The 19,804-nt window shown below is 63.1% G+C and carries 17 protein-coding genes; 9 read left to right on the plus strand and 8 right to left on the minus strand.

The annotated features are described in order from the left end of the window. Positions 1-149: 149 nt before the first annotated feature. Together AC0L21_RS02075 and AC0L21_RS02080 are read right to left on the minus strand one after the other, a co-directional pair. On the minus strand, positions 150-1,463 hold the full coding sequence (locus AC0L21_RS02075) for an ABC transporter substrate-binding protein (protein WP_473257501.1): 1,314 nt from the start codon (positions 1,461-1,463) through the stop codon (positions 150-152). Between the two features lie 77 nt (positions 1,464-1,540). Then, positions 1,541-2,602, minus strand: a complete 1,062-nt coding sequence (locus AC0L21_RS02080) for an ABC transporter ATP-binding protein (RefSeq protein ID WP_473257504.1) — start codon at positions 2,600-2,602, stop codon at positions 1,541-1,543. Positions 2,603-2,804: 202 nt separating this feature from the next. On the opposite strand from AC0L21_RS02080, the gene gntR reads away from it, so the two are divergent. The 7 genes from gntR to AC0L21_RS02115 all read left to right on the plus strand — a co-directional run bounded on the left by gntR (position 2,805) and on the right by AC0L21_RS02115 (position 9,214). Beyond that, positions 2,805-3,905, plus strand: coding sequence for an HTH-type transcriptional regulator GntR (gene gntR, locus AC0L21_RS02085; protein ID WP_473257506.1), 1,101 nt, complete (start codon positions 2,805-2,807; stop codon positions 3,903-3,905). Between the two features lie 122 nt (positions 3,906-4,027). Further along, entirely contained in the window at positions 4,028-5,857 is a 1,830-nt protein-coding gene (locus tag AC0L21_RS02090) for an IlvD/Edd family dehydratase (protein ID WP_473257508.1), read from the plus strand. 132 nt (positions 5,858-5,989) lie between these two features. Further along, positions 5,990-6,721 carry an SDR family oxidoreductase gene (locus AC0L21_RS02095; protein WP_473257510.1) on the plus strand — a complete coding sequence of 244 codons (732 nt, stop codon included), beginning with the start codon at positions 5,990-5,992 and terminating at the stop codon, positions 6,719-6,721. Positions 6,722-6,737: 16 nt separating this feature from the next. After that, positions 6,738-7,484 carry an SDR family NAD(P)-dependent oxidoreductase gene (locus tag AC0L21_RS02100; protein WP_473257512.1) on the plus strand — a complete coding sequence of 249 codons (747 nt, stop codon included), beginning with the start codon at positions 6,738-6,740 and terminating at the stop codon, positions 7,482-7,484. 7 nt (positions 7,485-7,491) lie between these two features. Further along, complete coding sequence (locus tag AC0L21_RS02105; RefSeq protein ID WP_354127899.1) at positions 7,492-7,884, plus strand: GFA family protein; 393 nt, start codon at positions 7,492-7,494, stop codon at positions 7,882-7,884. A gap of 161 nt (positions 7,885-8,045) precedes the next feature. After that, entirely contained in the window at positions 8,046-8,726 is a 681-nt protein-coding gene (locus tag AC0L21_RS02110; RefSeq protein ID WP_473257514.1) for a site-2 protease family protein, read from the plus strand. A 65-nt stretch (positions 8,727-8,791) separates the two neighbouring features. Further along, positions 8,792-9,214: a hypothetical protein gene (locus AC0L21_RS02115; RefSeq protein ID WP_473258367.1), complete on the plus strand. Its 423-nt coding sequence runs from the start codon at positions 8,792-8,794 to the stop codon at positions 9,212-9,214. On the opposite strand, the gene AC0L21_RS02120 is transcribed toward AC0L21_RS02115, so the two are convergent. The 6 genes from AC0L21_RS02120 to AC0L21_RS02145 form a co-directional block, all read right to left on the minus strand. Further along, positions 9,202-10,017 (minus strand): energy transducer TonB, encoded by an 816-nt coding sequence (locus AC0L21_RS02120; protein ID WP_473257516.1) that lies wholly within the window; start codon positions 10,015-10,017, stop codon positions 9,202-9,204. The genes AC0L21_RS02115 and AC0L21_RS02120 overlap by 13 nt on opposite strands. A 9-nt stretch (positions 10,018-10,026) precedes the next feature. Beyond that, positions 10,027-10,482 (minus strand): TonB system transport protein ExbD, encoded by a 456-nt coding sequence (exbD, locus tag AC0L21_RS02125; protein WP_473257520.1) that lies wholly within the window; start codon positions 10,480-10,482, stop codon positions 10,027-10,029. Positions 10,483-10,485: 3 nt separating this feature from the next. Beyond that, entirely contained in the window at positions 10,486-11,406 is a 921-nt protein-coding gene (gene exbB, locus AC0L21_RS02130) for a tonB-system energizer ExbB (RefSeq protein WP_473257522.1), read from the minus strand. Continuing rightward, positions 11,403-12,092, minus strand: a complete 690-nt coding sequence (locus AC0L21_RS02135; RefSeq protein ID WP_473257524.1) for a Fe2+-dependent dioxygenase — start codon at positions 12,090-12,092, stop codon at positions 11,403-11,405. Before AC0L21_RS02135 ends, exbB begins: the two co-directional genes overlap by 4 nt. A gap of 19 nt (positions 12,093-12,111) precedes the next feature. Next, a complete protein-coding gene (locus tag AC0L21_RS02140; protein WP_473257528.1) occupies positions 12,112-14,643 on the minus strand; it encodes a TonB-dependent receptor in 2,532 nt (843 codons plus the stop codon). A gap of 229 nt (positions 14,644-14,872) precedes the next feature. Continuing rightward, positions 14,873-15,112, minus strand: coding sequence for a hypothetical protein (locus AC0L21_RS02145; RefSeq protein ID WP_007592354.1), 240 nt, complete (start codon positions 15,110-15,112; stop codon positions 14,873-14,875). Between the two features lie 375 nt (positions 15,113-15,487). Between AC0L21_RS02145 and AC0L21_RS02150 the strand changes: the two genes are divergently transcribed. Both AC0L21_RS02150 and AC0L21_RS02155 read left to right on the plus strand, forming a co-directional pair. After that, positions 15,488-16,660: an efflux RND transporter periplasmic adaptor subunit gene (locus AC0L21_RS02150; protein ID WP_473257532.1), complete on the plus strand. Its 1,173-nt coding sequence runs from the start codon at positions 15,488-15,490 to the stop codon at positions 16,658-16,660. Beyond that, on the plus strand, positions 16,657-19,803 hold the full coding sequence (locus AC0L21_RS02155; protein WP_473257535.1) for an efflux RND transporter permease subunit: 3,147 nt from the start codon (positions 16,657-16,659) through the stop codon (positions 19,801-19,803). The genes AC0L21_RS02150 and AC0L21_RS02155 overlap by 4 nt, the downstream gene beginning before the upstream one ends. The last annotated feature ends 1 nt before the right edge of the window (position 19,804 follow it).

Raw genomic sequence — 19,804 nt, forward strand, 5'->3', positions numbered from 1 at the left:
ATAAAATGCGGGCTTTCTAATGCTCTGTTCCACAAGCTGGGGCGCTTCACCTGCGCGACTGCGTACTCGCCAAAAACTGCCTTGTCGGATCCCCCGCGACTAAAAGTCGCGGCGCCCGGCTAACCGGACGCCGCGTAGATTGGAGCTGATCAGACCTGGTAGTAGCGCTTGGCGCGCTCGGCTGCGCGTGCGGCTGCCGCCTTCGGCGTCACGGAGCCCGACGCGGCTTCCGCGAACATATCGACGACGACGAAGTCGCCCATCACGGCGGCGGAGGCATAGCCGAGATCGCCGGCATAGCCGTTGTCGCGGCAGCGCTTCAGGCAGTCGCGATACGGCGTGATCTTCGGATCCGACGTCCACACCGGGTTGTCGTTGTAGGCCGGCAGCGGCGGCGACACGTAGCCGTTGGAGGAGACCTCCCAGGCGTCGTAGTTCGCCTTGTCCATCATGAACTTGATGTATTCCTTGACCGCCTTGGGATACTTCGAGTGCTTGTAGCCGTAATAGACGAGCACGTTCTGCTGCTCGGTCGACACGCCCACGGGACCGATCGGCATCGGCGCGTGGTTCATGTCCTTGGCGATCTCCTGCTGCTTCGGATCGGTCGAGTTCTTGCCGACGGTCCAGATCGAGATGCCGTTCAGCGTCAGGCTGAGCTCGCCGTTGAGGAACGCCTTGTTGTTATTCGAGTCGTTCCACGACAGCACGCCGGGGATGAAGGTTTCGTAGAGCTGCTTGACGTATTCGAGCGCGGCGATCGTCTCCGGGGAGTCGATCACGACCTCGTTCTTGTCGTTGACGACCTTGCCGCCGAAGGCCCACAGCGCCCACTGGCACCAGCCATTGGCGTCACCCGTGGCGTGGCCGAGCGCGAAGCCGGCCGGCGTGTTGTTCTTCTTCAGCGCCTGGCAGAGCTTGAGGAAGCCGGCGGTGTCCTTGGGAAATTCATCGAAGCCGGCGGCCTTCACGTGGCTGACGCGGTAGTTCAGGCAGCCGCCGGTCGCGCCCTGCGGAATGGCGATCCAGCTGTTGCCCTTCTTGCCATAGCGTTCGGCAACCGGATACCAGCCGCCATATTGCGCGCCGAGATAGTTGGCGACGTCAGTCATGTCGATGAGCTTTTCCGGGAACTTGTGGGGATCATCGAGCGTGCCGATGATCAGGTCGGGACCGGCGCCGACATTGGCGGCGACCGCGGCTTTCGGGCGGATGTCCTCCCAGCTCTCGGCCTCGAGCTTGACCTTGACGCCGGTCTTCTCCGAGAACGCCTTGGTCTGCTCGGCGAATTTGTCGAACTCCGCCTGAATGAACTGCTTCCAGCGCAGCACGCGGATGGAGGCGTTCGGCTCGGGCGTGTTGGTCCACTCCGCCGCGCGCACCGGGACGATACCCGGGCCGGCCAGCAGCGCCGCGCCGCCCAGACCGACTTTAAGCACACTTCGCCTGTCGAAATCGCTCATCGTTCTCTCCCTAATTTTATATTTGTATTGGGTCGTCTTGTATTGGGTAGTTCTGCTTGGGCCGTTCTTCGGCCTCGCTACACGCGTTTGCCCGTCGCCTCGTCGAACAGATGAATCACGGAGGGATCGGGCTTCAGCTTGACCTTGTCACCCGGGTTGAACTGGTGACGTTCGCGGAAGACCGCGACGACCTGCTCACCGCCGAGCTTCGCAAACACCTGCGTTTCCGAGCCGGTCGGCTCGACCACGACGATCTCGGCATCGGCACCGTCGTCAGCGATGGTGAAATGCTCGGGACGCACGCCGTAAACGACAGGACGCCCGTCGGACGCCGCCGGCGCGTTCTTGAGCGGCAGCTTGACGCCGTTCGGCCCCTCGAAGGTCGCAACGCCGTTGACGCGCACATGACCCTTCAGGAAGTTCATGGACGGCGAGCCGATAAAGCCGGCGACGAACTGGTTCTCGGGCTTGTCGTAGAGCTCGAGCGGCGTACCCATCTGCTCGACGATGCCGTCATGCATGACGACGATCTTGTCGGCCATGGTCATGGCCTCGATCTGATCGTGGGTGACGTAGACCGTCGTGGTCTTCAGCCGCTGGTGCAGCTCCTTGATCTCGGTGCGCATCGCGACGCGCAGCTTGGCGTCGAGATTCGACAAGGGCTCGTCGAACAGGAACACCTGCGGATCGCGCACGATGGCCCGGCCCATGGCGACGCGCTGGCGCTGGCCGCCGGAAAGCTGGCGCGGATAGCGTTCGAGCAGCGGTGAGAGGGCCAGGATCTCGGCGGCGCGCTTGACGCGCTTGTTGATCTCTTCGGTGCTCTCGCCCCGCAGCTTCATCGAGAAACCCATGTTCTCGCCGACGGTCATGTGCGGATAGAGCGCGTAGTTCTGGAACACCATCGCAATGTCCCGCTCCTTGGGCTGGACATTGTTGACGACGCGGTCGCCGATCGAGATCGTGCCGGAGGTGATGTTCTCGAGACCGGCGAGCATGCGCAGAAGCGTCGACTTGCCGCAGCCGGAGGGGCCAACCAGGACGACGAACTGGCCGTCCTCGATCGGAATCGAAACGCCGTGCAGGACTTCAAAATTGCCGAACGATTTCCGCACGTCGCGAATTTGCACAGACGACATCTAGCTCCCTCCTCGAAAGTCCACGACGCCTCTTGCGCCGCGACCGTCTTGTTTTTTCAGACTTCACCGAACGAAGCCCAACCTTAGCGGGCGACATTGTCGGCAGTTTGTGCGGTTTTGGCAATTTGTCTTTGGTTAGTCCGTGCTGGTAGCGCTGTCAACGTTCCTTTGTTTGCGACAATGAGTGTGTTAAGAGCAGCGAATGGGTCGAAACCGCACCAAGTCAGGCAAAATCCGGCTGGCGGAAGTCGCCGAGCTTGCCGGCGTCAGCCCGATCACGGCGTCGCGCTTCTTCCGCAATCCCGAGGCGCTGTCGATCGCCAAGCGGACCCGGGTCGAGAGCGCGGCCAGGGAGCTCGGCTATGTGCCGAACCTGGCGGCACGCGCGTTGGCCTCGCAGCGCACAGAGGTGATCGGTGTCTTGATCCCGTCACTGACCAATAACGTGTTCTCCGACGTGCTGCGCGGCATCTACGACGCCTCCGAAAACAGCCGTTACTCGATCCAGCTGTCCAATACACGCTACAGTATTCTCCAGGAGGAGAAGCTGCTCCGCCTGTTTCTTGCGCAGAAGCCGGCCGGGCTAATCGTCACCGGCATCGACCAGACCACGGAATCGCGCGCGATGCTCGATGCCGCCGACTGCCCGATCGTGCAAATCATGGAGATCGGACCTAATCCGATCGACATGATGATCGGCTTTTCGCACTATGACGCAGCCCGTGCGGCGATTGCGCATCTGTTCGTGCAAGGTCACCGCAAGATCGGCTTCGTCGGCGCGCGGATGGATCCGCGAGTGCAGCGGCGGCTCGACGGTTACGTCTCGGCCATGAAGGACGCAGGACTGTTCGAGCAACGCCTCGTCGTCACGACGGCGACTCCGACCTCGGTAACGCTCGGAGGCGCCCTGTTCACCGATCTCCTGGCGCGGGAGCCCGGCATGGACGCGGTGTTCTGCGCCAATGACGACCTCGCGCTGGGTGTGCTGTTCGAATGCAAGCGCCGCGAGATCGCCATCCCCGAACAGATCGCGATCGTCGGCTTCAACGATCTCGAATTCATGGCCTCCGCCGTCCCGACTTTGACGAGCGTGCGCACCAACCGCTACGAGATGGGCAACACGGCCGCCAGCATGCTGATCGACGCGATCGACGGACGGCGCCCGGAGCACCCGGTGCTCGATCTCGGCTTCACGGTGATCGAGCGGCAAAGCTCGTTGGCCCGGCGGTCGGACAACCGGCCAGCCGCTTCAGGCACAGGCGCTGCGAACAAAATGGTAGCGTTACCAAGTGGCCATGACTAGTATCGGATTTGTGAGGAAACGACCCGCCAGCGGGCAGGCAAATCGTCGCTCGCGCCGTTGGGCATCGCACAAGCCGATACCCTAAAACGGACGCCAGTGCGTTTGCATTGCAGGAGAAACCAATGACAAAAAAACCAACCAATGGGCATGCCCCCGCCGGCAACGGCGCTCGCCGCCACCTCCGCTCGCAGGAATGGTTCAACAATCCGCATAATCCGGGCATGACCGCGCTCTATATGGAGCGCTATTTGAACTATGGTCTCACCCGCGCCGAGCTCCAGTCCGGCAAGCCGATCATCGGCATCGCACAGACCGGCAACGACCTCTCCCCCTGCAACCGCCACCATATCGAGCTTGCTCATCGCGTCCGGGAAGGCATCCGCGAGGCCGGCGGCATTGCGATGGAATTCCCGACTCATCCGATCCAGGAGACCGGCAAGCGCCCGACCGCGGCGCTCGACCGCAACCTAGCTTATCTGGGCCTCGTCGAAATCCTCTATGGCTATCCGCTCGACGGCGTGGTGCTGACCACCGGCTGCGACAAGACCACCCCGGCCTGCATGATGGCGGCCGCGACCGTCAACCTGCCCGCGATCGTGCTGTCGGGCGGGCCGATGCTGAACGGCTGGCACAATGGCGAGCGCACCGGCTCCGGCACGATCGTCTGGAAGTCGCGCGAGCGGCTCGCCGCCGGCGAGATCGACTATGAAGAGTTCATGGAGATTGTGGCGTCATCGGCGCCTTCGGTCGGCCATTGCAACACCATGGGCACCGCCTCCACCATGAACGGGCTCGCCGAAGCGCTCGGCTTCTCGCTGCCGGGCTGTGCGGCGATCCCCGCCCCCTATCGCGAGCGCGGCCAGATCGCCTACGAGACGGGAAAACGCATCGTCGACATGGTCTGGGAAGATCTCAAGCCTTCGGACATCCTGACCCGCGAGGCGTTCGAGAACTGCATCGTGATCAACTCGGCAATCGGCGGCTCGACCAACGCGCCGATCCACATCAACGCGCTGGCGCGCCACATCGGCGTCGAGCTCTCGATCGAGGACTGGCAGAAGGTCGGCCACGACGTGCCGCTGCTGGTCAACATGCAGCCGGCCGGCTTCTATCTCGGCGAGGAATTCCACCGCGCCGGCGGCGTGCCAGCCGTGGTGCGCGAATTGATGAAGCACAAGCGGATCCACGAGAACGCTGTCACGGTCAACGGCCGCGGCATCGGCGAGAACTGCGCCAATGCGCCAAAGCCCGACAACGACGTGATCTGGGCTTACGACAAGCCGCTGGTGAAGGACGCCGGCTTCCTGGTGCTGAAGGGCAATCTGTTCGATTCCGCGATCATGAAGACCAGCGTGATCTCCAAGGAATTCCGTGATCGCTACCTCAGCAATCCGACCGATCTCAATGCCTTCGAGGGCCGCGCCGTCGTGTTCGAGGGTCCTGAGGACTATCACGAGCGGATCGACGATCCCTCGCTCGAGATCGACGAGCGCTGCGTGCTGTTCATCCGCGGCACCGGCCCGATCGGTTATCCCGGCGGCGCCGAGGTCGTGAACATGCAGCCGCCTGCGGCGCTGATCAAACGCGGCATCATGTCCCTGCCCTGCATCGGCGACGGCCGGCAGTCGGGCACCTCGGGCTCGCCTTCGATCCTCAATGCTTCGCCGGAAGCCGCCGCCAATGGCGGGCTCGCGATCCTCAGGAACGGCGACAAGGTGCGCGTCGATCTGAACAAGGGCAGCGCCAACATTCTCATCTCGGACGACGAGGTGAAGAAGCGCCACGCCGAGCTCAAGGCCAATGGCGGCTTCAAGCATCCGCCGAACCAGACGCCGTGGCAGGAGCTTTATCGCAACACCGTCGGCCAGCAGTCGACCGGCGCCTGCATGGAGCTCGCCACACGTTACCAGAACGTCGCCGGCAGCTTTGGTGTGGCGCGGGACAATCACTAGCAGCGACATCGTCATTGCGAGCGCAGCGAAGCAATCCAGATATATCTCCGCGGAGACAGTCTGGATTGCTTCGTCGCAAGTGCTCCTCGCAATGACGAGCCGATAGAACTTTCAGGCAAGGGAGAAGAAAAAATGGCAGACCGCCTCAAGGGAAAGCGCGCCGTCATCACGGCTGCAGCGGCAGGCATCGGACGCGCATGCGCCATCGCATTCGCGCGTGAAGGCGCAACCGTCATCGCCACCGACATCAACGAGAGCGGCATCGCGGGCCTGACCAAGGAAGGCATCGCCGAGGTCGCCAAGCTCGACGTCCGCAACACCGCCGACGTCAACGCCTTCGCCAAGCGCATCGGCAAGGTCGACATCCTGCTCAACGCAGCCGGCTTCGTGCACCACGGCACCATCCTCGAATGCTCGGAAGAGGATTTCGATTTCTCGTTCGACCTCAATGTCAAATCGATGCACCGGACCATCAGGGCCTTCCTGCCGGACATGCTCGCGGGTGGCGGCGGCAGCATCGTCAACATCTCCTCCTGCGCGGCGCTGCGGCCGCCGGCCAACCGCTACGTCTACAGCGCCTCGAAGGCCGCGGTGTCGTTGCTGACGCGCGCGGTCGCGCTCGACTTCATCACCAAGGGCATCCGCTGCAACAGCATCTGCCCGGGCACCGTCGAGACGCCTTCGATGCTCGACCGGGCCGCAGCGCAAGGGCCGCAGGGCAAGGAGATGTTCGTCTCCCGCCAGAAGATGGGCCGGCTCGGCACCGCCGACGAGATCGCGTCCATGGCGGTCTATCTCGGCAGTGACGAGAGCGCGTTCACCACCGGCGTCGACCTCGTCGTCGACGGCGGCTACATGCTCTGACGCCAAGGCATCCAGCATGAACAAGATCGATCTCAACGGCCGCGTCGCCATCGTCACCGGCGGCGCACAGGGCTTCGGCCGCGCCATCGTTCAGCGCTTCGTCGCCTCCGGCGCCAAGGTCGCGATCTGGGATTTCGACGCCGCGCTGGCCGAGAAGACGGCAAAGGAAATCGGCGATAACGCCCGCGTCTTCAAGGTCGACGTCACCGATACCGTGGCCGTCGAGCAGGCGCGCGACGCGACACTGGCCGCCTTCGGCAAGATCGACATCCTCGTCAATAACGCCGGCGTCGCCGGGGTCAACAAGCCGGTCTGGGAGACCGATCTCGAGGAATGGCGGAAAGTTCTGCGCATCAACCTCGACGGCCCCTTCATCGTCTGCAAGGCGATCGTGCCCGCGATGCTCAAGCAGAAATACGGGCGCATCGTCAACATCGCCTCGATCGCCGGCAAGGAAGGCAATCCGAACGCCTCGCACTATTCGGCCTCCAAGGCCGGCCTGATCGCGCTGACCAAGTCGCTCGGCAAGGAATTGGCGACGCATGACATCCTCGTCAATGCGGTGACGCCGGCCGCGGCCAAGACCGCGATCTTCGACCAGATGACGCAGCAGCATATCGACTTCATGCTCTCGAAAATTCCAAAAGGCCGCTTCGTGCTGGTGGAAGAGCTCGCCGCGATGGTGAGCTGGCTCGCATCCGAGGACTGCGCGTTTTCGACCGGCGCGGTGTTCGACATCTCGGGTGGACGGGCAACCTATTGAGACAGCCATGATCAGAGAAGGCGGATGTCTGTGCGGCGCGGTGCGGTTCAAGGCGGAGGGCGAGCCGCTCAATGTCCGCATCTGCCATTGTCGCCTTTGTCAGAAGGCGATGGGCTCGCCCTACTTCGCCCGGGCACAGTTCGACCAGCGCGCACTGACCGTCGAGGGCGACACCGAGCGCTATGCGTCGTCCGAGCACATCGACCGCGTGTTCTGCAAACGCTGCGGCACGCGGCTGTTCGCCTGGCGGCGCAACGGCACGCTGGCGGGCGTCGCACTGGCGACCTTCGACGATCGCAACGCGTTTGTGCCGACCGAGCACATCTGGGTCAGCGAAAAGATGGGCTGGGTGACGATCGAAGACGGCATGATCCGATATGAGGGGACGATCCCGACGTAGCTCATGCGGCGGCAAGGCTCGGTGTCAAGGCCGCCGGTCGCGCCAATCATTTGCGGCGTGGCATTTCGGAGCTGGCCACCCTATGTGAGGTGAAGCGCTGCTGCACCACCGGTTTGGCTGGGTCGGCTGCAAGACCGCAGGCAAACCGGGACGGACGAACCGTGAATATCTCTCTCTATGACCTCTCGGTGTGGGTGCTGCCGCTGGTGCTCGCCATCACTTTCCACGAGGCTGCGCACGCTTTCGTCGCATATCGTCTCGGTGACGACACCGCATGGCAGCTCGGCCGTGTCAGCTTCAACCCGCTCCGCCATATCGACCCGTTCGGCACGCTGATATTGCCGGCGATGCTGCTGTTCGCGCATTCGCCGTTCCTGTTCGGCTATGCCAAGCCGGTGCCGGTGAATTTCCGCAAGCTCAACGACCCCAGGCTCGGCATGGTGTGGGTGGCGTTGGCCGGGCCTGCCACCAACATCCTGCTGGCGCTGGCCGCAGCTCTTGCCCTGCACGCCCTGCCGTTGGCCCCGGCGAACTCGGCGCAATGGATCTTCGACAATCTCAAGAACGCACTGCTGATCAACGCGGTGCTGGCGGTGTTCAACATGATGCCGATCCCGCCACTCGACGGCGGGCGCGTCGCGGTCGGGCTGCTGCCCCGGCCGCTCGCCCTGCCGCTGGCCCGGCTCGAGCCGTTCGGGATGCTGATCCTGATCGGTCTGCTGATCCTGCTACCGCTGGCGGGCTCCCAGTTCGGTCTAAATCTTGATGTTATTTCAGCAATACTGCGAACGTTGACCGGTTATGTGATTCAGGGTGTTCTCATTCTGACCGGCAATGCGTAGTTGAACAGCGACACACCCGAACACAAGCCGAAGGGCTCGAGGCCGACTTGGTCAAAGCTGCCGATATGTTGATTGCGCGACGCGCCGATACCCGCGCCCGCGCGGATTTCGCCACCTGGAAGATGATGGCCAAGCTCAACGGGTCATCGGCGCTGCCTCCGGGGGCGCAGGAATTCCTCGTGAGCTACAAGAACCTGCAGGCGCAGATGAACGAGGGTGAGGCTACCGAGGCCACCATCGGCGCCATCTACAAGGCCTACTATGCGGAGATGGGCGGCGCGGGAACCCCGCCTGACGTCCGGCCCCGGGCGGCCGAACCGGCGGCGGACAATGTTACCGCTTTCCGCCGCCCAGAACCGAAGCCGAAGAAGGCCAATTTCTTCGGGGCAGCGACCGCAGGCGCGACCCAGAAACGGCCGCTTCCGGTGGCGCTGATCTTCGCCTGCCTGGTCGCGGTCTATGTCGGGATCAGGCTCTACTGGCGCTGAGCCGTCTTCTTCTTTTTCTTTGCGTCCGGCGGCGTGAAGATGATGTCGACGGTGCGCTCGAACCGGTCGTCGGTCAGGCTGGCAGGCGGTTGCGGGATGGGATCGGATTTGCGGACAATCGAGATCGCGGCCGCATCGTAAGCTGCATCCCCGGACGACTCGACAACGTCGACTGAAAGCACGTTGCCCCGTCGGTTGATCGCGAAGGAGACCTTGACCTTCTGATTGTTGGGCTCCTTGCCCTCCGGATTAACTTTGTGGGCCGTGAGGTGCGCGCTAATCTTGCGGTTCCAGTCGGCCGTTATCTTCAAGATGTCCTTGCCAATGCCCAGCACAGGAGCCAGCGCCTTCTCGGCCTCGCGCGCGTCCTCGTCGAGCGTCTGCCGCGCCGTCGCAACGGACTTCGGCGAGGCCTCCGCAGCGGGCGTTTCGACCGCCGCAATCTTCGGATCCTCGTCCTGCGGCTTCTTCGAGATGTTCTCGGTGACGACCCGATCGGGATCGTCGACCTGTTGCGACTGATCCTTTGGAAGCTCGGTTTCCTTGGTCTCGGCCTTTTGCTCGGGAAGCGCCTGCTGCTCCTGCATCGCTTCGCTATCCGGTCCCGGCGGAAGGTCGGTGTCAGGCGCCTTCGGCGAGGCCATCTCGACAGCGAACTCCGCGCCGGCCGCGCCGAGGCCATCGTCGCCGTCATCGGCTCGCAGGTGCGCCAGCGCGAGCGCGGCACCACCGAGATGCAGCGCGAGCGCCGCCAGCGCTGCCAAAATCCAAAGCGTCCGGGCTGGTCTGGACTCGTCCGACATCGCGGGCCTCTAAGGCTGAGCGGCGCCTGCCGCAGGCACCCCCGGAGCGCCTTCCAGCGCAACCAGCTTCACCCGCGAATAGCCGCCTGAGCGCAACAGCTCCATGACGCCCATCAACTCGCCATACGGCACCGAGCGATCGGCGCGCAGGAAGACATACTTGTCCTTGCTCATGTCGGATAGGCCGTCGAGGGTGCCGATCAACTCGGCGCGGTTGACCGGGTTCTCTCCGATGGCAAGCGTCAAATCGGGCTTGATGCTGAGATAGGTCGGCTTGTCCGGCTTCTTCTGCGGCGTCGCGCTCGACGTCGGCAGATCGATCGGCAGGTCGACGGTCGACAGCGGCGCTGCGACCATGAAGATGATCAGCAGCACCAGGATGACGTCGATGAACGGCGTGACGTTGATTTCATGCGTTTCGCCGAAATCGTCGTCGTCATCATTGTCTGCGAGCGAAACGCCCATGGTTCACTCCGCCGCGCGCGAATGCACGCTGCCGTGACTGCGGTCGAGATCGCGCGAGAGCAACCGCCCCGCAGCGCCCGAGGCACGGCTGACGAGCTCGAGATAGCTCTTCGTCACGCGCGAGAAGTAGTTGTAGATGATGACGGCGGGAATGGCGGCGACCAGACCGATCGCGGTGGCGAGCAGCGCCTCGGCGATACCGGGCGCGACGACGGCGAGGTTCGTGGTCTGCGACTTCGAGATGCCGATGAAGCTGTTCATGATGCCCCACACCGTGCCGAACAGGCCCACGAAGGGCGAGGTCGAGCCGATGGTCGCGAGCACGCCCATGCCGACGCGGATGCGCCGCGCCTCCGCGCGCATGATCTCGGAGAAGCTCGAAGCCGCCCGCTCCTTGATGCCGGTATCGCTGGAGAGGCCGGCCGACATCCGCGCCTCGCGCAGCGCCGCCGCCAGGAAGGACGGCAGGATGCCCGCCTTGGCGCCGAGCGCCATCTGCGCTTCCGCGAGCGAGCGCGCCTCCGCGATCTTCTTCAGCGCCGAACGGAGCTTAGTCGCGGCAATCGACAATTCGATCGACTTGGCGATCAGTACCGTCCAGGTCATCAGCGATGCAAAGGCGAGCCCGATCATCACCGCCTTCACGATGATGTCCGCCGACATGAACATCACCCAGGGCGATAGTTCCTTCATGGCTGGCGCGATGCCGGCTGCCGTATCGGACTTTGCAGCCGCGGGCACGGCAGCTTGGGGCGCCGCAGGCGGAGCAACAACCGGGGCCGGGCTGACCGCGGACGGCTGAGCCGTCGACTGGACCGGTGCCGGGGGCGCGGCCTGTGTCTGGGCAGAAACAGGGGATGCAAGCCAGGCGGCCGCCAGCACCAGAGCTGCGGCGAGGCTTGCTTGGAAGGACATGATCTTCATACTTCGGCCCAGTAGCGAATGAGGTTGTGATAGATACCCGTCAATTTGACCGTTTCGGGATCGTCACGCCCGAGCCGTTCCACCAGCGCCTGTATCGCGGTGTCGAGATCAAAGATCATGCTCCGGGCTTGATCGTCCCGTATCATGCTCTGAAGCCAGAAGAAAGACGCAACCCGCGTTCCCCTCGTCACCGGGGTGACCAGATGGAGGCTGGTCGAGGGATAGAGCACGCAGTCCCCGGCTTGCAACTTGACTTCGTGCGAACCGTAGCTGTCCTCGATCACAAGTTCGCCACCGTCATACTCCTCCGGCTCGGCCAGGAACAGCGTCACCGAGACGTCTGTGCGGATGCGAAGGCCGGTCAGGCGGTCGCCGCGGATCGCATTGTCGACGTGCAGGCCGAAATGGTGGCCGCTGCTGGCCGCATAGCGGTTGAACAGCGGCGGGAAGATCTGGAGCGGGATCGCCGCCGCGATGAAGCGCGGGTTCGACGTCAGAGCCGAGATGATGCGGTTGCCGAGCTTGCGCGCAACCTCGCTGTCCGGCGGCAATTGCTCGTTGCGCTTGACCATCGCCGACTGCGAGCCGGCGGTGGAGCGCCCATCCTCCCATTCGCTGGCGTCCATGATGCGGCGGAAATCCGCCACATCATCCTTGCTCAGAACGTTTTCTATGCATGTCAGCATGAAACTGGCTGTCGCTCCATCAGTAGCGCGCCGAGAGCACCACATAGGCGGCACGGCCCGGTGCTTCCAGCACGAAGGGCGCAGCGCTCTGGTACAGCGCGTCGTAATAGCGTTTGTCGAAGATGTTGTTCACGAACAGCTTGACCTGCCAGTTCTTGTTGATCTTGGCCTCAGCAAACATGTCGAAACGCCAATAGCTCGGAAGCGACGTGCCCACGTTAGCCGCGAGCAAAGTGCCGCCGTAGATCTTCGAACGGTAGACCGCCTGTCCACCCAGTTCCCAGACGTCGGTGAGCTGGTACTTCGTGAGCAAGCTGAAGGACTCATGGGCGACGTTGGCGAGCGGACGCCCGACATTTGTCGGATACAGCGCCTTGTTCGCCGACGGCGCCAGCGACTGCGTCACCTCCGACTGCATCAGCACGAGACCGCCGAACACGCTCCACTTGTCGGTGATCTTGCCACCGATACCGAGATCGATGCCGCGGATGCGGTAGGCTGCACCGGCGGTAATGCAAGATATGTTGCCGGTCGTTCCGGTCGGATAGACGCATCCCAAGGGCGCAGCGGCGGCCGCACTACCGACGTTCTGCGACTCGCGCGCATTGTCCTTGGTGGTCTGGAACAGCGCCGCGGTGAGCAAAAGATGACGATCGAACAGCTCCCATTTGGTGCCGAGTTCGATCGCCTTGTTTTTCTCGGGCCCGAAGATCTGGGTGTTGCCGCCGGCGAGAGTCGGATTGAAGGCGCCATAGGGCGTGCTGGTGCCGTCGAACTCGGCACCGACGGGGTTCGCCGAAGTGGCATAGGCCACATAGACGCTGCCGTTCGGAGCAGGCTTGAGCGTCAGCCCGAGATTGAAGTTGGGGATCAGGAATTCCGCCGACTGCTGGCCGAGCGTGCCATTTGCCGCATAGCCGGATGAATTGATGCTGTAATTGTCGTAGCGAAAGCCGCCGTTGAGGATCAGCAGGTCGCGATAATTCGCGCTGTCCATGACGTAGCCGCTGACGGTGTCGATGCCGACGCTGATGGGCAGACCTGCCAGTGCGAGCGCTTTGCCTGGCAGATAAGTGTCCTGGGGAGAGAACACACTGACGCCCGTCGGCGAGCCACCTGGCGTTACGAGAACACCATTTCCCTCCGAGGTAAGCCCGAGGTACTTATCGATCGACGATCTCTCGCGATCGACTTCGATTCCTGCCAGCGCGGTATGCTTGAAGCCGGCCCCATCCTGGAATTTGTAGGTCGCCTCCGTCTGGTTGGCGAGCACGTCGGTGATCTGCAGGCGGCTCTGCGGATTCATCGTGAGCGTCGACGCCGAGAGCGGAGTGGCGATGACCGGGCTCTCCGGCAGCGTTCCGACATAATTCTGCGTCGAACGCGACGCGCGGAACTTGTTGCTGACGATCAGGTCCGGGGTGATCTGAACCTCGGCGTTGAGCGTGCCGATGTCCTGACCGGTCCGGAAGAAGTCCCGGTTGATCTGACCATACCAATTGTTGCGGTTGGCACCGAAGTCCGGGAATGGACCGCCGGCGGTGGTCGAGGTGCTCGGCCGATAATAGGGCACACCAAAGTCCGGAACTCCCGTCAATTCGGTATGGATGTAGCCAGCGGTGACCTTGACGGCGTCGACAGGCTTCCAGGTCGTCGCGACGAAGGCGCCGTTGCGGTCGTCCTTGACGTAGTCACGACCGGCGACATTGGCGTCCTGGAACAGACCGCCGGCGCGAACGGCGAGCGTCGGATTGATCACCTGGTTGACGTCGAGCGTGACACGCTTGGTCTGGTCGGTGCCAAACGTCGTGTCCATGTTGTAGAAGCTCTTGTCCGAATTTGCCTGCTTGGTGACGATGTTGATCGCACCGCCAGCGACACCGCGGCCGGAAAAGGTCGAGCCGGGGCCCCGCAGGATCTCAACTTGCTCGGTGAAGAAGTTCTCACGAACGCTCACGCCGGAATCGCGAACGCCGTCGATGAAGATGTCGTTGCGAGCATCGAAGCCGCGAATGAAGAAACGGTCTCCGAACGCATTGCCGCCCTCGCCTGAACCGAGCGTCACGCCGGCCGTGCTCAGAATCGCCTGCTTCAGCGACGTGGCGTTCTTGTCCGCGAGCACTTCCTTGCTGAGAACCGTGATGGATTTCGGCGTATCGACCAGCTTCTCCGGGAATTTTCCGCCGGCCTGCACGTGATCGACCTTGTAGGGCGCGGCCGGATCCGCATACGGATTGGCGTCGGCGGGACCGGACAGCGGGGTGGGAGCGGTCTGCTGCGCCGCCTGCTGCCGCTGCGCGGCGCGGCGAAGCGCATTGCGCGCGCGGACCTGATCCGCCGTCGGCTTCGAAGCCACCGGGCGCGGACGCGCGACCGGCGCATCGACTGTTACCGGCGGCAGGTTCGACTGCTGCGCCTCCGCGCCGCTCGACACCGATGCTGCCGCGATCAGGCCCGCGACAGCCGAGACCTTCTTGCCGGAAACGCCCGTGAACTTTTCATCGAATGCTGCGACCGAACGCAACGACTTCGGTGCGACCACCTGCCCCATTACCAAACACGCCCCATATTCCTGTTCGCCCATTCACTTCGATGAGCGATTGGAGTGTTGGTATCGGCCGTAAAATATCGGGTCAATGCGAGTAAGCCGCGAGAACGCTTGAATAAGTCCAGATCAAAGCGATTCTAAATTGCAGTTTGAAACCGTTCTAAATCGAGATTGGATTAGTTCTAAAGAGAGCGCGAAAATGCTGCGAAATCCGGCGGTCGCGCGCGCATCGTCAATCGCTGCTCGGCGGCTTCATCAGCGAGAACAATTCATCGACGGTCTTCTGCGCCACCGCGCGCACGCGATCGCTGTTGTCCATGCCGGCAATGTTGACGCCGCCGACGACGGCTCTGATCTCGTCGCGGAAGTCGGTGAGAAAGCGCAAGGGATCGCGCTGCTCGTTGGCGACGCGCGCGATCAGTCCCGTGATCAGGATCTGACACGCGATCAGCTTGCCGTTCAGTTCGTCCATGCTGCGCTCCCGTTGTGGCGCGCCGATATGACCGATGCCGGTTTTCCTGACAACCGAAACGGCCGTCCCACGATTTAGAACCGTTCTTGCGGGCCATCGCCTTGCGGCCCATGCGCAGCGCCGCTCTGTCCAGAGCACACCGCTTTCGAGCATTGCACAGATTTTGCACGCTGATCGTTCCTGACAGGAAAATGCAGCACTGCACACCGTAGTGACACGGAGCTGCCTAAGCAGTGCAAAGCTTTCCAATTGTTTAGGATTCTCAACCGATAGTGCTGTTTACACTGGAACTTGGCGTGTATTATACAAGCGCCCTGGAACCCTATGATTGCCTCATAATTCGTACTTAAGGCACAAGAGCCGACACGAGACGATATGAACAAGTCCCGGCCGATCCTCTGGATTCTGATCATCGCGGCCGTGGCCTCCGCGGGTTACTATGGTTGGCAGAAATTCGGCTCGCCCGACGCCCGAAAAACCCAGGCCGCACAGAAGGGGCCGCAGCGCCCGCCCGCTGTCCCCGTGAGCGTTTCGCCGGTCCAGAAGGTGGACTTTCCGGTTTACCTGACCGGTCTCGGCACGGTTGCGGGCTTCAACACCGTCCAAGTCCGGACCAGGGTGGACGGCCAGATCGACAAGATCGCCTTCACCGAAGGTCAGATCGTCAAGGAGGGCGAGCTCCTCGCCTCGATCGATCCCCGCCCCTATCAGGCCACGCTCGACCAGGCCAAGGCCAAGAAGGCCCAGGACGAGGCAAATCTGGCCAATGCCAATCTCGAGCTCCAGCGCGCCATGAAGCTCGGCGAATTCGCCACCGCCCAGCGGGTCGATACCCAGCGCTCCACGGTCGCCCAGCTCAACGCCCAGATCGCCGCCGACGAAGCTTCGATCTCCAACGCGCAGACCCAGCTCGACTACACCCAGGTCAAGGCGCCGATCACCGGCGTCGCGGGCCTGCGCCAGGTCGACATCGGCAACATCGTCAATTCCTCGACGCAGACCGGCATCGTCACGATCTCGCAGGTCGAGCCGATCTCGGTGATCTTCACCGCGCCGGAGGATCAGCTGCCCTATATCAGCGAGGGCCAGAAGGCCGGCGCGCTCAGGGTGATCGCCTTCACCACCGACGGCAAGAAGACGTTGGCCGAGGGCAAGCTCGCGGTCATCAACAACCAGGTCGACACCAGCAGCGGCACGATCCGGCTCAAGGCGGTCTTCGAGAACAAGGACCACGCGCTGTGGCCCGGGCAGTCGGTGTCGACGCGCCTTCTGGTGCGTACTCTGAAAGATGCGACCGTTGTTCCGGATGACGCGGTCCAGCACTCCACCAATGGACTCTACGCTTATACGGTCAATCAGGACAACAAGGCCGAGGTGCACAAGATCAAGGTCAGCTACGCCATCGACGGACGTTCGGTCGTCGACGAAGGGCTCACGCCCGGGCAACAGGTGATCACCGGCGGCCAATTCAAGGTCCAGCCCGGAAGCCTCGTCTCCACGGCCGTGGCGAGTACGGATCCGGCCCAGAACAAGGTTCGACAGGAATGAACGCGGGCGGGATTTCGGCACCTTTCATCCGTTATCCCATCGGCACCTCGCTGCTGATGGCCGGCATTCTCTTCGTCGGTCTCGTCGCCTATCCCCTGCTGCCCGTCGCGCCCCTGCCGCAGGTGGACTTCCCGACCATCCAGATCACCGCCAATCTGCCGGGCGGCAGCCCTGAGACCATGGCCTCGTCAGTGGCCCAGCCGCTCGAACGGCAATTCGCCCAGATCCCGGGCATCGCCCAGATGACTTCGACGAGCTATCTGGGCACCGCGTCAATCACCATCCAGTTCGACCTCAACCGCAGCATCGACGGCGCCGCCAACGACGTGCAGGGCGCCATCAACGCCGCGAGCGGTCAGCTACCGAAGAACCTGCCCTCGCCGCCGACCTATCGCAAGGTCAACCCGGCCGACGCCCCGATCCTGCTGCTGTCGGCGACCTCCGAGACATTGCCGCTGACCAGTGTCAGCGACGCGGTCGACGCCCAGCTCGCCCAGCAGATCAGCCAGCTCTCCGGCGTCGCGCAGGTCTTCATCGGCGGCCAGCAGAAACCGTCCATCCGCATCCAGATCGACCCGGCGAAACTCGTCGCCAAGGGCCTGTCGATGGAGGACGTGCGCAGCCAGATTGCCATCACCACGGTCGACAGCCCGAAGGGTAACATCGACGGTCCGAAGCGCGCCTACACGATCTACGCCAACGACCAGCTCACCCAGGCCAAGGACTGGAACGACGTCATCATCGCTTATCGCAATGGCGGTCCCTTGCGAATCCGCGATGTCGGCCAGGCGGTCAGCGGCGCCGAGGACGCCAAACAGGCGGCTTGGGCCAACGGCAAGCGCGGCGTGTTCCTGGTGATATTCAAGCAGCCAGGCGCCAACGTCATCGAGACCGTCGACCGGATCAAGGCCACTCTGCCTCGCCTCGTCGCCGCGATCCCGCCCGCGATCAAGATCGAGCTCATCAGCGACCGCACCACGACGATCCGCGCCGCGGTCGAGGACGTCCAGTTCACGCTGCTGCTGACCATTGCGCTGGTGGTCATGGTCATCTTCATTTTCCTGCGCAGTTTCTGGGCGACCGTCATTCCCACCATCACGGTGCCGCTGGCACTGCTGGGCGCGTGCGCCTTGATGTGGGTCGTCGGCTATTCGCTCGACAATCTGTCGCTGATGGCTCTCACCATCGCGGTCGGATTCGTCGTCGACGACGCCATCGTGATGCTCGAAAACATCACCCGCTATATAGAGGAAGGCGAATCGCCGATGGCGGCCGCCTTCAAGGGCTCCAAGGAAATCGGCTTCACCATCGTGTCGATCAGCATCTCGCTGGTCGCAGTGCTAATTCCGCTGCTGCTGATGGGCGGGATCATCGGGCGCCTGTTCCGCGAATTCGCCGTCGTGCTGGCGATGACGATCTTCGTCTCCATGTTCGTGTCGCTGACCCTGACGCCGATGATGGCCTCGCGCTTCCTGCGCGCCCATGGCGAGGTCACGCACGGCAAGTTCTACCAGTGGAGCGAGCGCGGCTTCGACCGGATGTTGCGCGGTTACGAATGGGTGCTCGACCATGCCCTGGCCTGGCGCCGCACGACGCTCACGATCTTCTTCGCGACCCTTGCCCTGTCGATCTATCTGTTCGTCCTGATCCCGAAAGGGTTCTTCCCGCAGCAGGACGTCGGCCTGATCACCGCGACCTCGGAAGCCTCCCAGGACATCTCGTTCGCGGAGATGCAGCGCCGCCAGGTCGAGCTCGGCAAGATCGTAATGGACGATCCCGACGTCGCAACGATCGCAATGAACATCGGCGGCAGCGGCCGCGCCGGCAACAACGGCAACATGTTCATCACGCTGAAGCCGCTCAGCGTCCGCAATGCCTCCGCGCAGCAGATCATCGCCCGGCTGCGTCCCAAGCTCGAAAAGGTGTCCGGCGCCCGCCTCTACATGCAGGCGGCCCAGGACGTCCGGCTCGGCGGCCGGCCGACCCGTACGCAGTTCGAGTTCACCCTGCAGGACGCCGATCTCGCCGAGCTCAACGACTGGGCGCCCAAGATCCTCGCCAAGATGCAGACCTTGCCGCAACTGCGCGACGTCGCGACCGACCAGCAGACCCAGGGCACCACGGTCCAGCTCAAGATCAACCGCGATACGGCAGCGCGTTACGGAATCCAGCCGCAGCTGATCGACGATACGTTGTACGACGCGTTCGGACAGCGTCAGGTCACGCAGTATTTCACCCAGCTCAACACCTACAAGGTGATCCTTGAGATCCTGCCGGAGATGCAGGGCAGCCTCGAGAGCCTGAACAAGCTCTACCTGAAATCTCCGCTGACCGGCGACCAGGTGCCACTGTCGACGTTTGCGACCTGGAGCACCGACCCGGTTCGGCCGCTCTCAATCAGCCACCAGGGCCAGTTCCCGGCGATCACGATCAGCTTCAACCTCGCCCAGGGCGTCGCGCTCGGCCAGGCCACGGAGGCCGTGCAGAAGGCGATGGCCGATCTCGGCGCGCCACCGACACTCAATTCGAGCTTCCAGGGCACGGCACAGGCGTTCCAGCAGTCGCTCGGCACTGTGCCGCTCCTCATCCTCGCCGCGCTGGTGGTGGTCTATCTGATCCTCGGCATCCTCTACGAGAGCTACATCCACCCGATCACGATTCTGTCGACCCTGCCCTCGGCCGGCGTCGGCGCGCTCGCGATCCTGATGGCAGCCGGCTTCGAGTTCAGCCTCATTGCTTTGATCGGAGTCATTCTGCTGATCGGCATCGTGAAGAAGAACGGCATCATGATGGTGGACTTCGCCATCGCCGCGGAGCGCGACGAGCACAAGACGCCGGCGGAATCGATCCGGCAGGCGGCGCTGTTGCGCTTCCGTCCGATCATGATGACGACGATGGCTGCCCTGCTCGGCGGCGTGCCGCTGATGCTCGGCCACGGCACCGGCGCCGAGATTCGCCAGCCGCTCGGCTACGCCATGGTCGGCGGTCTAATCGTCAGCCAGGCGCTGACGCTGTTCACCACGCCGGTCGTCTATCTCTATCTCGACGAGCTCAACAACTGGTTCTCCGGCTGGGGCCGTAAGGGTGACGGCGAAGGCGACGAGAGGGTCGAGCACGGCACCGTAAAGGAAGCTGCCGAGTAGC

Source organism: Bradyrhizobium sp. WSM4873 (assembly GCF_055811355.1).